The sequence below is a fragment of the Nocardioides cavernaquae genome (assembly GCF_003600895.1).
Taxonomy (GTDB): Bacteria; Actinomycetota; Actinomycetes; order Propionibacteriales; family Nocardioidaceae; genus Nocardioides; species Nocardioides cavernaquae.
This window is the reverse complement of sequence record NZ_QYRP01000002.1, coordinates 1459431-1472797: the sequence shown is the minus strand read 5'-3', so window position 1 is coordinate 1472797 and position 13367 is coordinate 1459431. Positions and strand designations below refer to the sequence as shown.

Annotated in this window: 17 protein-coding genes and 1 tRNA gene; 9 read left to right on the top strand and 9 right to left on the bottom strand. The window is 69.1% G+C overall.

Annotated features, from left to right (window positions below; all coding sequences use genetic code 11):
* Window positions 1–9 precede the first annotated feature (9 nt).
* The 3 genes from D4739_RS07180 to D4739_RS07170 are packed head-to-tail and all read right to left on the bottom strand — an operon-like array spanning window position 10 to window position 1118.
* Window positions 10–474 (bottom strand): RidA family protein, encoded by a 465-nt coding sequence (locus D4739_RS07180; RefSeq protein ID WP_120059926.1) that lies wholly within the window; start codon window positions 472–474, stop codon window positions 10–12.
* A 3-nt stretch (window positions 475–477) separates the two neighbouring features.
* Window positions 478–633 carry a Sp36 family protein gene (locus tag D4739_RS07175; RefSeq protein ID WP_120059925.1) on the bottom strand — a complete coding sequence of 52 codons (156 nt, stop codon included), beginning with the start codon at window positions 631–633 and terminating at the stop codon, window positions 478–480.
* 29 nt (window positions 634–662) lie between these two features.
* Entirely contained in the window at window positions 663–1118 is a 456-nt protein-coding gene (locus D4739_RS07170; RefSeq protein WP_120061776.1) for a carboxymuconolactone decarboxylase family protein, read from the bottom strand.
* Window positions 1119–1128: 10 nt separating this feature from the next.
* Here D4739_RS07170 and bagA point away from each other — a divergent pair, with 10 nt between their 5' ends.
* The gene (gene bagA, locus D4739_RS07165; RefSeq protein ID WP_476638908.1) at window positions 1129–2220 is read left to right on the top strand and encodes an ATPase BagA; all 1092 of its coding nucleotides are present in this window, start codon (window positions 1129–1131) and stop codon (window positions 2218–2220) included.
* Window positions 2217–3404: an ArsA family ATPase gene (gene bagB / locus D4739_RS07160; protein WP_120059923.1), complete on the top strand. Its 1188-nt coding sequence runs from the start codon at window positions 2217–2219 to the stop codon at window positions 3402–3404. Before bagA ends, bagB begins: the two co-directional genes overlap by 4 nt.
* Window positions 3405–3496: 92 nt before the next feature.
* Here the strand turns inward: bagB and D4739_RS07155 are convergent, their stop codons facing one another.
* Window positions 3497–3778, bottom strand: coding sequence for a WhiB family transcriptional regulator (locus D4739_RS07155; protein ID WP_120061775.1), 282 nt, complete (start codon window positions 3776–3778; stop codon window positions 3497–3499).
* Window positions 3779–3995: 217 nt separating this feature from the next.
* On the opposite strand from D4739_RS07155, the gene D4739_RS07150 reads away from it, so the two are divergent.
* On the top strand, window positions 3996–6383 hold the full coding sequence (locus D4739_RS07150) for a transglycosylase domain-containing protein (protein WP_182920337.1): 2388 nt from the start codon (window positions 3996–3998) through the stop codon (window positions 6381–6383).
* 10 nt (window positions 6384–6393) lie between these two features.
* Here D4739_RS07150 and D4739_RS07145 read toward each other — a convergent pair whose 3' ends face one another.
* A complete protein-coding gene (locus D4739_RS07145) occupies window positions 6394–6852 on the bottom strand; it encodes a GatB/YqeY domain-containing protein (RefSeq protein ID WP_120059922.1) in 459 nt (152 codons plus the stop codon).
* Window positions 6853–6878: 26 nt separating this feature from the next.
* Here D4739_RS07145 and D4739_RS07140 point away from each other — a divergent pair, with 26 nt between their 5' ends.
* The 3 genes from D4739_RS07140 (at window position 6879) to D4739_RS07130 (ending at window position 8290) form a co-directional block, all read left to right on the top strand.
* Window positions 6879–7823 (top strand): metallophosphoesterase, encoded by a 945-nt coding sequence (locus tag D4739_RS07140; protein ID WP_120059921.1) that lies wholly within the window; start codon window positions 6879–6881, stop codon window positions 7821–7823.
* An 85-nt stretch (window positions 7824–7908) separates the two neighbouring features.
* A tRNA-Pro gene (locus tag D4739_RS07135) sits at window positions 7909–7982 on the top strand.
* Window positions 7983–8101: 119 nt separating this feature from the next.
* Window positions 8102–8290 (top strand): DUF6458 family protein, encoded by a 189-nt coding sequence (locus D4739_RS07130; protein ID WP_120059920.1) that lies wholly within the window; start codon window positions 8102–8104, stop codon window positions 8288–8290.
* Between the two features lie 38 nt (window positions 8291–8328).
* Here D4739_RS07130 and D4739_RS07125 read toward each other — a convergent pair whose 3' ends face one another.
* Window positions 8329–8784 (bottom strand): ArsI/CadI family heavy metal resistance metalloenzyme, encoded by a 456-nt coding sequence (locus D4739_RS07125; protein ID WP_120059919.1) that lies wholly within the window; start codon window positions 8782–8784, stop codon window positions 8329–8331.
* Window positions 8785–8916: 132 nt separating this feature from the next.
* Between D4739_RS07125 and D4739_RS07120 the strand changes: the two genes are divergently transcribed.
* Genes D4739_RS07120 through D4739_RS07110 form a run of 3 tightly spaced genes read left to right on the top strand, consistent with a single transcriptional unit; the run spans window position 8917 to window position 10309 of the window.
* A complete protein-coding gene (locus tag D4739_RS07120; protein WP_238473551.1) occupies window positions 8917–9213 on the top strand; it encodes an ArsR/SmtB family transcription factor in 297 nt (98 codons plus the stop codon).
* A complete protein-coding gene (locus D4739_RS07115; RefSeq protein ID WP_120059917.1) occupies window positions 9210–9905 on the top strand; it encodes an aquaporin in 696 nt (231 codons plus the stop codon). The genes D4739_RS07120 and D4739_RS07115 overlap by 4 nt, the downstream gene beginning before the upstream one ends.
* The gene (locus tag D4739_RS07110) at window positions 9902–10309 is read left to right on the top strand and encodes an arsenate reductase ArsC (protein WP_120059916.1); all 408 of its coding nucleotides are present in this window, start codon (window positions 9902–9904) and stop codon (window positions 10307–10309) included. The genes D4739_RS07115 and D4739_RS07110 overlap by 4 nt, the downstream gene beginning before the upstream one ends.
* 22 nt (window positions 10310–10331) lie before the next feature.
* Here the strand turns inward: D4739_RS07110 and D4739_RS17335 are convergent, their stop codons facing one another.
* The 3 genes from D4739_RS17335 to D4739_RS07100 are packed head-to-tail and all read right to left on the bottom strand — an operon-like array spanning window position 10332 to window position 13365.
* Window positions 10332–10616, bottom strand: coding sequence for a GMC oxidoreductase (locus D4739_RS17335; protein WP_274380481.1), 285 nt, complete (start codon window positions 10614–10616; stop codon window positions 10332–10334).
* Entirely contained in the window at window positions 10532–12070 is a 1539-nt protein-coding gene (locus D4739_RS07105) for an FAD-dependent oxidoreductase (RefSeq protein WP_274380480.1), read from the bottom strand. Before D4739_RS07105 ends, D4739_RS17335 begins: the two co-directional genes overlap by 85 nt.
* The gene (locus D4739_RS07100; RefSeq protein WP_120059915.1) at window positions 12067–13365 is read right to left on the bottom strand and encodes an acyl-CoA dehydrogenase family protein; all 1299 of its coding nucleotides are present in this window, start codon (window positions 13363–13365) and stop codon (window positions 12067–12069) included. The genes D4739_RS07105 and D4739_RS07100 overlap by 4 nt, the downstream gene beginning before the upstream one ends.
* Between the last annotated feature and the right edge of the window lie 2 nt (window positions 13366–13367).

The following is a 13367-nucleotide window of genomic DNA, read 5'->3' as shown; positions in this document are numbered from 1 at the left end:
GGAGCCGCGTCAGTCCGCGATCTCGACGAGGATCTCCACCTCGACGGGGGCATCCAGCGGCAGCACCGGCACGCCCACGGCAGAGCGCGCGTGGATGCCCGCGTCACCGAAGACCGCGCCGAGCAGCTCGGAGGCGCCGTTGATGACACCGGGCTGGCCGGTGAACTCCGGCGTCGAGGCGACGAAGCCGACGACCTTGACCACACGGCGTACGCGGGAGAGGTCGCCGATCTCGGCCTTCACCGCGGCGATGGCGTTGAGCGCGCACTGCTGCGCGCACTCCTTGGCCTCCTCCGCGGTGACGGACGCGCCGACCTTGCCGGTCGCCAGCAGCGCGCCGTCACGCATCGGCAGCTGGCCGGCGGTGAAGACGAGGTTGCCGGTGCGCACCGCGGGGACGTACGCCGCGAGGGGCGGCACCACCGTGGGCACCGTCAGCCCGAGCTCGGCCAGGCGCTCCTCGGGGGTGCTCACGCCTCAGCCCTCCAGGGGGCGCTTGAAGTAGCCGACAAGGTTGCCGGAGCCGTTGTCCGTGATCGTCACGAGCTCCCAGCCGTCCTGGCCGAAGTTGTTGAGGATCTGGCCGGCGACATGGTTGAGGACGGGCGCAACCTGGTATTCCCACTTGGTCATGGGTCGAGGTTACCCAGTCCCGCACCACGTCACTTCCGGGGCGTCACCGGGTGGCGGCTGGTGATCGAAATCCGGTTGAACGCGTTCATGCTGATCGCCAGCCACGCCACCGCGGCGTACTCCGCGTCGCTGAGGACCTCACGGACGCGGAACTCGAGGTCGAGCCGCTCCTCGGGGTGGGGCAGCACGGTGATCGCCTCGGCCAGCTCCAGCGCGGCCCGCTCGATCTCGGTGTAGAGGCCGGCCTCCGCCCAGGCGGGAAGTACGCCGAGGCGCTGGGGCGTCTCGCCCGCCTTGAGCGCCCGGGCGGTGTGCACGTCGAGGCAATAGGAGCAACCGTTGAGCTGCGAGACGCGAAGGCTGACGAGCTCCACGAGACGGCGGTCGAGACCGGCGGCGGCCGCAGCGGCGCCAGCCGCCCGCGCGGCGTCCATCAGGTGCCCGTAGATGTCCGGGGATGCCTTGTCGAGAAAGAGCGGGTCCATCTGCACATCATTGCGCGCTCACGCCTGCGCGGCCGGTCACATTCGTCGCCGCGCCCGGGCCCGGCCAGATAGCCTCACCTCCGTGAGCAGCTCCGACTGGCCGAAGACGCGCCTGCACGTCGTGACCGGCAAGGGTGGCACCGGCAAGTCGACCGTGGCCGCCGCCCTGGCCCTGGCACTGGCCAGCACCGGCAAGCGAGTGCTGCTCTGCGAGGTCGAGGGGCGCCAGGGCATCGCCCAGCTCTTCGACGTCCCCCCGCTCCCCTACGAGGAGCGTCGCATCGCGACCGGGCTCTTCACCGAGGGCGGCCAGCAGCCCGGCGAGGTCTACGCGCTGCACATCGACGCAGAGTCGGCCTTCCTCGAGTACCTCTCGATGTACTACAAGCTCGGACGCGCCGGGAAGGCACTCGACCGCTTCGGCGTCATCGAGTTCGCGACCACGATCGCGCCGGGCGTCCGCGACGTCCTGCTGACCGGCAAGGTCTTCGAGGCCGCCAAGACCGCGCGCCGCAAGGGCACCAGCTCCAAGGACCGTCACGGGTACGACGCGATCGTGCTCGACGCTCCCCCGACCGGCCGGATCACCCAGTTCCTCAACGTCAACGGCGAGCTCGCAGGCCTGGCCAAGGTCGGTCCGATCAAGGCACAGGCCGACACCGTGATGACACTCTTCCGCTCGCCGCAGACCGCGATCCACCTGGTCACCGTGCTGGAAGAGATGCCGGTGCGGGAGACCGCCGACGGCATCGCAGAGCTCCACAAGGCGGCGCTTCCGGTGGGCGGCGTGGTGGTCAACCTGGTGCGCCCGCGCGACATCGAGGCCACCGAGCTCGACGCCATCCGCTCCGACGAGGTCGATCGCTCCGCCATCGCCGCGGCGCTGACCAGTGCAGGGGTCGACGCCGACGATGCCCTGGTCACCAGCCTGCTCGACGAGGCGCGCGACCACGCCGAGCGTCGCGCCCTCGAGGACAGCCAGCGCACACTGATCGCCGACCTCGGCGTCCCGACGTACGAGCTGCCGCGGGTGGCGGGCGGCCTGGACATCGGCGGGCTCTACGAGCTGGCCGGACTACTTCGCGAGCAGGGGCTGGCATGACCAAGCCACAGACCCGGATCGGCCCGCTGGCCAGCGACCGCACGACGGCTCCGGCCGGCGCGCTCGACATCGATGCGCTGCTGACCGACCCGAAGACCGAGATCATCGTCTGCTGCGGCTCGGGCGGCGTCGGCAAGACCACGACGTCAGCTGCGCTCGCGCTCCGTGGTGCCGAGCTCGGCCGCAAGGTCGTCGTGCTCACCATCGACCCGGCTCGCCGCCTCGCGCAGTCGATGGGCATCGAGAAGCTCGACAACACTCCTCGCCCTGTCCCCGGCGTCTCCGGGAGCGGGAGTCTCGACGCGATGATGCTGGACATGAAGCGCACCTTCGACGAGGTCGTCGAGGCGCAGGCGACGCCGGAGAAGGCCAAGCTGATCCTGGAGAACCCCTTCTACATCGCGCTCTCCAGCTCCTTCGCGGGCACGCAGGAGTACATGGCGATGGAGAAGCTCGGCCAGCTCCACCGCGACGCCCGGGCGCAGGGCACCTACGACCTGATCGTGGTCGACACGCCTCCGTCGCGCTCGGCCCTCGACTTCCTCGACGCACCGGAGCGGCTCTCGAGCTTCCTCGACGGGCGCTTCATCCGGCTGCTGCTGGCGCCGACCAAGGGCACCGCCAAGGTGATGGCGGCCGGCTTCGGACTGGTGGTCAACGCGCTCAACAAGATCATCGGCGCGCAGGTGCTGAGCGACCTGAAGATGTTCGTCACCGCCTTCGACACCCTCTTCGGCGGGTTCCGGGCACGTGCAGAGCAGACGTACGCGCTGCTGCAGAACCCGGGCACGGCCTTCCTCGTCGTCGCGGCTCCGGAGCCGGACGCGCTGCGCGAGGCGGCGTACTTCGTCGAGCGACTCACCGGCGACCGCATGCCGCTCGCCGGCCTGGTCGTGAACCGTGCCAGCCCGCGGCCCGAGGGCGACCTCTCCGCCGACGAGGCGATGACGGCGGCCGCGCGACTGCGCAAGAAGACCGACGACGACACGGCAGAGCTCACGGCCGGGCTGCTGCGCCTGCACGCCGACCGGGTCCGCATCGTCGAGCGCGAGGACGTGCTCCGGGCCCGCTTCGCCTCAGCCCACCCCGCCGTGCGTACGGCGGTGGTCCCGGCGCTCGCCGGAGATGTGCACGACCTCGATGGCCTGCGCCACATCGGTCAGCTGCTCGCCGACCAGCACTGACGGTTTCACCGGCCGACCGGTGATTCGGGCACTTGTCGCGCGTTGCACGGCACAACAAGTGCAAGTTTCACCGGTCGACCGGTGAAACTGCCTCAGACGGCGACGCGGCCGTGGGCGTCCTTGGCGGTCTCGAGGACCTGGCGCCAGGAGGCCTCGGGACGACGGCGGATCAGGGCGCGGCGCTCGCGCTCGGTCATGCCGCCCCAGACGCCCCACTCGATCTGGTTGTCGAGCGCTTCGGCGAGGCACTCGGTGCGCACAGGGCACCCGGCGCAGACCTGCTTGGCCTTGTTCTGCTCGGCACCCCGCACGAACAGCTCGTCCGGCTTCGTTCCGCGACACGCGGCCGCTGAAGCCCAATCCTCAACCCACATGTTCATCCCCATCCGAGAAGGGGGAACCGTTCGTTTTCCAGCCACAGTCCCCACGGGCCAATCCCCAATACAGACCCTAGGAACTCGGAGTTGGTTGAAACAGACACGAGTTGGCCAAAACCCATAGTCCCTTTGGACTACTTCCGACTAGGCGACGGGTGACCCGGGCGGCGTCGTACCTGAGATCGCCCGGTGCCTGTCCCGTACTGTTGGGCCCATGTCTGAACCCTTGGACGAGGACCGCGTACCTCCCAACCAGGTGCTCGCACACCTTGGTGTCATGGCGATGGTCTCGGCCGTTCTCGGCCTCGTCGTCGCCGGTCTCGCGATCCCGTTTGCCGGTGTGCTCGGCTTCGCCGCGCGCGACGTCGCCGACTCGATGCGCGACCTGCCCGCCGCCCTGGAGACCAAGCCGCTGCCGCAGCGCACCCGGATCCTGGCCAAGGACGGCAGCCCGATCGCCACGCTGTACGACGAGAACCGGGTCAGCGTTCCGCTCACGAGCGTCGCCGAGGTCATGCGCCAGGCGGTCATCTCCATCGAGGACTACCGCTTCTACCAGCACGGCGCGCTCGACCTGAAGGGCACGATGCGCGCCCTGGTCACCAACGCCGGTGCCGGTGGCGTCGTCCAGGGTGGATCGTCGATCACTCAGCAGATGGTGAAGCTGACCCTGCTCAGTCAGGCGAAGACAAAGGAAGACCAGCTGGCCGCGAAGGAACAGACCTTCGCCCGCAAGATCCGCGAGCTGCGCTACGCGATCGCCTTCGAGGAGAACTACTCCAAGGACTGGATCCTCGAGCGCTACCTGAACATCGCCTACTTCGGTGACGGCGTCTACGGAATCCAGGCCGCCGCCCGTCACTTCTTCTCCACCGACGCCAAGAGGCTCACCCTCGGCCAGGCGGCCACGCTCGCCGGCCTGGTGAAGAACCCCGTCGGCTACGACCCCACCAACAACCCGGGCAAGGCACTCAGCCGTCGCAACACCGTCCTCGAGCGCATGGCCGAGCTCCGCGTGATCCCCGTGGCGACTGCGGAGGCCGAGGCCGCCAAGCCGATCGGCCTGAAGATCACGCCCAACCGCAACGGCTGCATGTTCTCCCGCGCGCCGTTCTTCTGCGACTACGTGATGGCCTACCTCCTCGAGGACCCCGCGCTGGGTGCCACGAAGGAAGCCCGCAAGTCGCTGCTCGAGTCCGGCGGCCTGACCATCCAGACCACCATCGACGTCCGCTTCCAGCAGGCAGCGGATGACGCGGTGAGCCGTTACGTCTACCCGACCGACAACGCCATCGGCGGCCTGGCGATGGTGGAGCCGGGCACCGGTGAGGTGCGGGCCATCTCGCAGTCGCGCCCCATGGGCCTCAACGAGAGGCGTGGCGAGAGCTTCATCAACTACGTCGTCCCGAAGAAGTACGGCGGCTCCGGCGGCTTCCTGCCCGGCTCGACGTTCAAGCCGTTCGTGCTCGCGGCGGCGATCCGTCAGGGCATCCCGCTGACCACGACCTTCAACGCGCCTGCGGACCTGAGCCTTGCCCAGGGCAACTTCGCCAACTGTCCCGGCGCGGGCAACTTCGTCGGCACGTGGGACGTGGGCAACGCCGGGAACCAGAACGCCGGCGCACGCAACCTCTACACCGGCACCGCCGGCTCCATCAACACCTTCTACGCCCAGCTCGAGATGAAGACCGGCGTCTGCGAGCCGTGGCAGCTGGCCAACAAGATGGGCGTCACCGTGCCCGTGAAGGAGCGGCAGCCAGCGATGGTGCTCGGCACGTCCGTCACCTCGCCCCTCGAGGTCGCCGAGGCCTACGCGACGTTCGGCGCGCGCGGCATCCACTGCGCCTCGCGGCCAGTGACGGCCCTCCTCGACGCCAACAAGAACGTCGTCAAGGAGTATCCGAAGGATTGCACCCAGGTGCTGCCCAGCGCCGTCGCCGACGCGGTCAACGACGTCCTGCAGGGCGCGTTCAGGTCGGGCGGCACAGCGTCCGGCATCCCGATCAGCCAGCCGACCGCGGGCAAGACGGGTACCGAGACGAAGTCGTGGGCGACCTGGCTGACCGGCTACACGCCGAACCTCGCCATGTCGGCGTTCATCGGCGGCGTCAACGACGAGGGGCACCCGATCAGCCTCAACGGCCAGTCCGTCGGCGGTCGCTACATCGGCAACGGTTCAGGTGCGGGCACGACCGGTCCCATCTGGTCGGCGGCGATGAGCGCGATCGCGCAGTGGCTGCCTGACACCAACTTCCAGATCCCGCCGCCCGGCGAGATCAAGGGCTTCATCCTCACCGTCCCGAGCACGGGCGGCATGGGCGTCAAGAGGGCCACGGACCTGCTGGAGTCGAAGGGCTTCAACGTCACCGTCTCCTCCGGCGAGGTCGACTCGAGCTACCCGCAGGGCACGGTCGCCTACACCTCACCCGGTGGCGGCGGCTCCGCGTCGAGCGGTGACCTGATCACCATCTACGTCAGCGACGGCACGCCCTACGTCCCGCCGCCGAAGAAGCCCACCAAGAAGCCGACCAAGAAGCCCACCGGCACGGCCACAACGACGCCCGCGCCCACCGAGACCAAACCCGGCAACGGCAACGGGTAGCCCCGTCCGCTCAGGCGAGCTGGCGGCGTACTTCCGCAGCGACGGCGCCACCGTCGGCGCGACCCTTGACCTGCGGAGACACGACGCCCATGACCTTGCCCATGGCCTTCATGCCCTCACCCGCGGCGCCGGTCTGCTCGACGGCCTTGGTGACGATGTCCGCGATCTCCTCGGAGGTCAGCTGCTCGGGCAGGTAGGTCACGATGACCTCGAGCTCCGAGCGCTCCTTGGCGGCCATCTCGGAGCGGCCACCCTCGTCGAAGGCGACAGCTGCCTCACGGCGCTTCTTGGCCTCGGTGGTGAGCACGGCGAGCACCTGCTCGTCGTCGAGCTCGACCCGGTCCTTGCCGGCGACCTCGGCGTTGCCGATCGCGGTCATCAGCATGCGCAGCGTGCCCGACCGCTCGGTGTCACGCGCCTTCATCGAGGTGGTGAGGTCGGCACGAAGCTGGTCCTTGAGAGCGCTCATGCCAGCCATTGTGGCAGCCTTGAGGGATGGCTCCCACCGGCTTTCGGCTCGCCCGCACCGTTGCCCTGCGTGGGCTCGCGGTCGGCGCGGTCAGCGGCGCAGCGCTGACGGCGTACGCCGTGTGCGAGGCGCGGGCCTACACGCTGCGTGAGGTGACGCTGCCGTTGCTGCCCCCGGGCCATGCAGCGCTGCGAGTCCTGCACCTCTCCGACCTGCACCTCACGCCGAGCCAGGAGGCCAAGCGGGCATGGGTGCGCGGGCTGGCCGACCTCAAGCCGGACCTGGTGATCAACACCGGCGACAACCTCGCGCACATGCAGGCGGTCCCGGCGCTCCTCGATGACTTCTCCGGTCTGCTCGAGGCGCCCGGGGTCTTCGTGCTGGGCTCCAACGACTACTTCGCGCCGAGCCTGCGCAACCCGTTCAAGTACCTCCTGCCCGACGACGGCATCCGCCACAACAACGGCCCGAAGCTGCCCTGGACCGACCTCGTCGACGGATTCACCAACGCCGGCTGGCTGGACCTGACCAACGCCACGGCCTGGCTGACCGTCGGCGGGACGCGCTTCGCGTTCGCCGGCGTCGACGACCCCCACCTCGAGTACGACGACCTCGCCGCCGTCGCGGGCCCGGCCCCCGCGGACGCCGACGTGCGGCTGGGCATCACCCACGCGCCATACCTTCGCGTGCTCGACCAGTTCGCGGCCGACGGTTACGACGCGATCATCGCCGGCCACACCCATGGCGGGCAGGTCTGCCTGCCGTGGATCGGCGCGCTGACCACCAACTGCGACCTCGAACCCGCCCGCGCGAAGGGTCTGCACCGGCACCCGGCGGACTCGCTTCCCGGCGATGCCGGCTCGTCCTGGCTGCACGTCTCGGCCGGCCTCGGCACCAATCCCTACGCCCGGATCCGCGTCGCATGCCGTCCGGAAGCGACCCTGCTCACGCTCACGGCACGCACTGGCTGAACCCGATTCCTGCCCGATTTCAGGGGGCGCCGGATCTACCGGTATGCTCCAACCTGCTCACGCGCCGTACGCGGCTCGTGGGGTTCGGGCTGTGGCGCAGTTTGGTAGCGCGCTTCGTTCGGGACGAAGAGGCCGCAGGTTCAAATCCTGTCAGCCCGACAGTTCAGAGGCCCCCATCGCATGCGGTGGGGGCCTCTGCTGATTTCGCCAGCAGGCATGGAGATCGCCTCCTCGGGGAACAGGAGGGCTGTCCCGTTCCCGACCACAGGAGTGTTGCCATGTACATCGGACTCGGCATCGTGCTGCTCGTCCTCGGCCTGATCCTGACCCTCGACGTCATCACCGTGGACATTCAGTACGTCAACGACGACGCGCTCGGCTGGATCCTCGTGATCGCGGGTGCGCTCGCGATCGTTCTCTCACTGGTCCTGGCGCCGCGCTCTCGGCGCAACGCGGACAGCTACTGACACTGCCGTTCAGACCCCGGGAATCCCGGCAGCCGCGGTCAGCAACAGGCCGCGGCTGTCGGCTGCAGCTCCAGCGTCTCCGTGCCGCAGCACTGGCTCCCAGCCTCGGACGTCGCGGAGAACGTCTCAGAGTCCTCGAGGACCGTGTAGACCTCCCAGCGCTCACCGTCCGGGGTGTTCTCGACCCAGAACTTGTCCTGGCGGGCGTAGCAGCACGTCGAGTCGCGCTCGTCGGTCGAAGCGAGGCCGGCACCACCGAGACGGGACTGGACCGCGTCGACAGCGTCGGTGTCGTCGACCTCGACGCCGAGGTGGTTCAACGAGCCGCCCTGGCCCGGGTTCTCGATCAGCACGAGCTTGAGCGGCGGCTCGGCGACCGCGAAGTTGGCGTAGCCGGGCTTGCGCTTCGCGGGCTCCGCGCCGAAGAGCGCGGAGTAGAACGCGATGGACTCCTCGAGGTTGTCGACGTTGAGCGCGAGCTGGATGCGGGACATGGTGACTCCTTATATCGATGGTTGTCTATGTCCGAGGTTGCCACGAACATAGACATCCGTCAACATAGATGTGTGTCGAAGTCATTGATCGAGCTCACGCCCGTCCAGACGGTGGCGTGCTGCTCTCCGCTGATGTCCACTCCGCTGGCCGCCGAGCAGGCCGAGCGCATCGCGCCCCTGCTGAAGGCGCTGGCCGACCCGGTCCGCCTGCGGCTGCTGTCGCTGGTCGCGGCGCACGCCGACGGCGAGGCCTGCGTGTGCGACCTCAACGACGCCTTCAACCTGTCGCAGCCCACGATCAGTCACCACCTCAAGGTCCTCCACGAGGCCGGACTCCTCGACCGCAGCAAGCGCGGCACGTGGGTCTACTACTCCGTGAAGACCGAGGCGCTCAGCGACCTCGCCGCCCTGATCGGCGGCGGCCTGTGACCGCCCTGGTCCGCCAGGTCACCTCGGAGTTCGTCGGCACGGCGTTCCTGGTTGCGACGGTCATCGGCTCGGGCATCATGGCGACCCAGCTCACCGACGACGTCGCCCTGCAGCTGCTGGCCAACAGCCTGATCACCGGCGCAGTCCTCGTCGCGCTGATCCTCACGCTCCAGCCGGTCTCCGCAGCGTTCAACCCGGTCGTCACCGCAGTCGACGCAGTCCTCGGCGGTACGCCGTGGCGCAACGTCCCGCCGCTGGCCGTCGCCCAGATCGCCGGCGGCACCGTCGGCGCAATCGCCGCCAACCTGATGTTCGAGCTCGACGCCGTCTCGATCTCCACTCACGACCGCAGCAGCTCCGGCCTCTGGCTCGGCGAGGTCGTGGCGACGCTCGGCCTGGTGCTCGTGATCTTCGGGGCCATCCGCTCGGGCCGGACCGACACGATCGCCTACGCGGTCGGCGGCTACATCACCGCGGCGTACTGGTTCACGTCGTCGACGTCCTTCGCCAACCCGGCAGTCACGATCGCGCGGATGTTCTCCAACACCTTCGCGGGCATCGCGCCCGCATCGGTCCCGGCGTTCCTCGGCATGCAGGTCGTCGGCGCCGCACTCGCGGTCGTCCTCGTCCGCGCCATCTTTTCCTCCACCAACTCCGAAGAACTCTCCCGAGAAGGAGCTCTCCAGCGATGAGCGAAAAGCCCACCGTCCTGTTCGTCTGCGTCCACAACGCCGGTCGTTCGCAGATGGCCGCCGGCTACCTGCAGCACCTCGGCGAGGGCCGCATCGAGGTGCTCTCCGCCGGCTCGAAGCCCGGCAACGAGATCAACCCGATGGCCGTCGCCGCCATGGCCGAGGAGGGCATCGACATCGCGGGCAACCAGCCCAAGGTGCTCACCACCGAGGCCGTCCAGGCCTCTGACGTCGTGATCACGATGGGCTGTGGCGACGAGTGCCCCTACTTCCCGGGCAAGCGCTACGAGGACTGGAAGCTCGACGACCCGGCGGGCCAGGGGCTCGACGCCGTCCGGCCGATCCGCGACGAGATCAAGACGCGCATCGAGGCGCTGATCGCGGACCTGCTCCCGACCGCCTGAGCGAATCCGGCCGGCCTCCGGATCACTCCCGCGAACCGTTGACCTGCACGAGCGGGAGGCGCAACGCGCCGCTCGCAGCGACGGGGACCGCCGGATTGCCAGGCTCGACCGGACCGATCCTCTGGTACGCCGCGCCCAGCGGCGGGCGCGGATCCTCGCCGTCCTTGTTGGGCCAGAACGCCATCGCCCGCTCGGCCTGGGCGGTGATCGTCAGCGACGGGTTCACGCCGAGGTTGGCGGAGATCGCTGACCCGTCGACCACGTGCAACCCGTCGTAGCCGTAGAGCCGCTGGTAGGGATCGACCACGCCCGTGGCCGGAGAGTCACCGATCGCGCAGCCGCCGATGAAGTGCGCGGTGGCCGGTCGGCCGAAGGGCTCGCCGATGCTGACTCCGCCTGGCCCGGCCTGCCGTCCCGGCTCATCCGGGCCGCCATGCGCTTCACGGCCTCGTGGCCGACGGGCAGCCAGGTCGGGTTGGGATCTCCGTGGCCCTGCTTGGAGGTGAGCCGCCACCCGATGGGCGTACGCCGCGCGGAGACGGTGATCGAGTTGTCGACGGCCTGCATGACCAGCGCGATGACGGCGCGCTCGGACCAGTGCTTCACGTCGTAGTAGTCGGTGAGGTGCGGAAGCTTCCGGATCAGCTCGGCCGCCCACCGGCGCCGGACGCCCGGACCGCCGGCCACGAGCACGGTCTGCAGGAACGCGATGGCGTTGCTGCCGTGACCGAACCGGACCGGCTCGATGTGCGTGCGCTCGTCGGGGTGCCACGACGACGTGATCGCGACGCCCTGCGAGTAGTCGACCTCCGTGTCAGGAGCGAGCGCGCCCAGGATGGACTCGGAGTTGGTCCGGGTGAGCTCGCCCAGGCGGTCGGAGATCCCGGGCAGGTCGCCCGTCGCCTTCAGCCGGTGGAGCAGCTTCTGCGTGCCGAGCGCAGCTGCCGAGAAGACGACGTGGTCGGCAGTGAAGGTCTTGACCGCCGAGCGCCGCGACAGCTTGGCCTTCGTCCAGCGTGCCTCGACGACGTACCGACCGGGGCCGTCGTCGGACTGCGGGCGGACCCGCGTCACCGTGGTCAGCGGGTGGACCACCGCCCCCGCGCGCTCGGCGAGGTGGAGGTAGTTCTTCACGAGCGTGTTCTTCGCGTTGTGGCGACAGCCGGTCATGCACTCGCCACAGTTGTGGCAGACGTTCCGGCTCGGCCCCACTCCTCCGAAGAAGGGGTCGGCGACCTCGTCACCGGGCCGGTCCCCCGGACCTCCGAAGAGGACCCCGACGGGCGTCGGGTGCACCGTGTGCCCGACCCCCATCTCCTCGGCCACCTCACGCATGAGGTCGTCAGCGGGCGTGGTGACCGGGCACGTGGTGACCCCGAGCATCCGCTTCGCCTGGTCGTAGTAGGGCGCGAGCTCCGACTTCCAGTCGGTGATCCCGGACCAGGCCGGGTCGGAGTAGAACGGGTCGAGCGGCTCGTAGAGAGTGTTCGCGTAGACCAGCGATCCACCCCCGACACCGGCGCCCGCCACGATCAGGCAGTCCTTGATCAGGTCGATCCGCATGATCCCGTAGCAGGCCGCCGCCGGGGCGAACAGGTAGCGCTTCAGGTCCCAGTTGTTCGCAGCGAAGTCGGCGTCCTCGAAGCGGTCACCCGCTTCCAGGACGGCGACCCGGTAGCCCTTCTCGGTGAGCCGCAACGCCGTGACCGAGCCGCCGAAACCGGACCCGACGACCACGACGTCGTAGTGCTCCGCACTCATCCCGCGACGAGCCCCTTCGCGATGTGGGTGATCTGGACCTCGTTGCTGCCGGCATAGATCATCAGCGACTTGGCATCGCGGGCCAGCTGCTCGACGCGGTACTCCGCCATGTAGCCGTTGCCGCCGAAGAGCTGCACGGCCTCCATCGCGACGTCGGTCGCCGCCTCCGTCGAGTAGTACTTCATCGCGGATGCCTCGGCCAGGGTCGGCAGCTGGCCCGCCTTCACCTTCTCCAGGGTCACGAAGACCATGTTCTGCACGTTGAGGCGGGCGACCTCCATCTTCGCCAGCTTGAGCTGGATCAGCTGGAAGTCGGAGATCGGCTGACCCCACAGCTCGCGCTGCTTGGCGTAGGCGATCGAGAGCCGGTGGCACTCGTTGATGATGCCCAGCGAGCCGACGGCGCACGCCACTCGCTCGAGGACGAAGCTCTGCCGGGCGCTGTCGCGGCCGTCGTTGTCCCTGCCTGCGGCGAGCGCCTTCTCGCCACCGAGCAGGTGGTCCATCGTGAGCCGCACGTCATCGAAGAAGAGCTCGCCGGTGGGCGAGGACATGATGCCCATCTTCTTGAACGGCTTGCCCTGCGTGAGGCCGGGCATGCCCTTCTCGAGCACGAAGGCCACCACCTTGCGGTCGCGGATCGGCGTGCCGTCGCCCTCGTCGAGCTTCGCGTAGACCACCATCACGTCGGCGTACGGGCCGTTGGTGATGAAGGTCTTCTGCCCCTTGAGGATGAACCCGTCGCCGTCACGGCGAGCCGTGGTCTTCATGCCGCCGAAGGCATCCGACCCGGAGTCGGGCTCGGTGATCGCCCAGGCCGCGATGTGCTCGGCGGTGACGATCCTGGGGAGCCAGCGCTCCTTCTGCTCCAGCGTGCCCTTGGTGGCGATGGTCGAGGCGCCCAGGCCGATCGAGACGCCCATCGAGACGAGGCTGCCGAGCGAGACGCCGCAGAGCTCGGCCCCCATCACGGCGCCCATGGACAGGAAGCCGGCCATCGAGTCCGCGTCGTCGTTCTTCGGCTTCTTCTCACGCGGCGCAACCGGCTCACCAGAGGCCTCGGCCGCAGCTGCAGCGGCCTTGCGCTCGGCGCGACGACGCTCGGAGGCGAGCCACTTGCCGACCATCTCGCCGCCCATGGCGTCGAGGCCGAAGTCCTTGAAGAGCTTCCGCGCCAGGTCGTACGGCGGGATAGCGCCGGTCTCGAGCTCGTCGAGCTGCGGGCGCACCTCGGCGTCGATCCATTCGCGCACGGCGTCGCGGATCGCGATGTCACTGTCAGACCAGGCGTACATGG